Here is a 1,131-nt window from a genome sequence, read left to right on the forward strand (position 1 = left end):
TCCAGCAGCGGGTGTGGACCGCGCTGCAGGCCATCGCCCCCGGCGAGACGGCCAGCTACGCGCAGATCGCCGAGCGCATCGGCGCGCCGCGCGCGGTGCGGGCCGTGGCCCAGGCGTGCGGGGCCAATGCCCTGGCCGTGGCCATTCCGTGCCACCGGGTGGTGCGCACCGACGGCGCGCTCTCCGGCTACCGCTGGGGCGTGGAGCGCAAGCGGGCGCTGCTGGACAAGGAGGCCCAGGCATGAGCGCGCGCGACCCGTGCGCCATCGACTGGAACGCCGTGGCCCAGGCGCTGGACGGCCAGGGCTGGGCCGTGATCGACGCGCTGCTGCCCGCGGCCGACTGCCGCGCCCTTGCCGGCCTCTACACGCAGCCTGCGCGCTTTCGCAGCCGCGTGGTGATGGAGCGCCACGGCTTCGGGCGTGGCGAATACCAGTACTTCCAGTACCCGCTGCCCGAGGCCATCGCGGCGCTGCGCACCGGGCTCTATCCGCACCTCGTGCCGGTGGCCAACCGGTGGCAGGCGGCCCTGGGCCTGGAAGACCGCTTTCCGGCGGACCACGCGGCGTTCATCGCGCGGTGCCATGCGGCCGGCCAGACGCGCCCCACCCCGCTGCTGCTGCAGTACGGCCCCGGCGACTACAACTGCCTGCACCAGGATCTGTATGGCGCGCACGTGTTTCCGCTGCAGGTGGCCGTGCTGCTCTCCGCGCCGGGGACCGATTTCACGGGTGGGGAGTTCGTGCTGACCGAGCAGCGCCCGCGCATGCAGTCGCGGCCCGAGGTGGTGCCGCTGCGCCAGGGCGATGCGGTGGTGTTCGCGGTGCACCATCGGCCGGTGCAGGGCACGCGCGGGCCCTACCGCGTGCAGATGCGGCACGGCGTGTCGCGGGTGCGCTCGGGACAGCGGCACACGATGGGCCTCATTTTTCATGACGCGGCCTGACGGCAAGGCCCCCGGTGGTGGCCCTGGCCTCGGCCCTTCTTCGCTCACTCCATGACCGACGACCTGTTCGACACCGATGAAGCGCCGGGCGGCCGGCTCGTCCTCGGGCCCGGCGCGGTGCTGCTGCGCGGCTTCGCCCGCCCCGTGGCCGTGGCGTTGCATGCGCAGGTGGCCGCCATCGCGCG

General features: G+C 73.9%; 2 protein-coding genes. Both read left to right on the forward strand.

Annotated elements, in window-relative coordinates; genetic code table 11:
• Nucleotides 1-245, forward strand: a 245-nt coding sequence (locus AC27IQ_RS25185) for a methylated-DNA--[protein]-cysteine S-methyltransferase (protein WP_487091250.1), incomplete at its 5' end; no start/stop codon positions are given.
• Nucleotides 242-946, forward strand: coding sequence for a 2OG-Fe(II) oxygenase (locus AC27IQ_RS25190; protein WP_487091251.1), 705 nt, complete (start codon nt 242-244; stop codon nt 944-946). The genes AC27IQ_RS25185 and AC27IQ_RS25190, both read left to right, overlap by 4 nt.
• Nucleotides 947-1,131: the final 185 nt, after the last annotated feature.

Source organism: Acidovorax sp. KPB24-07, from assembly GCF_057543315.1.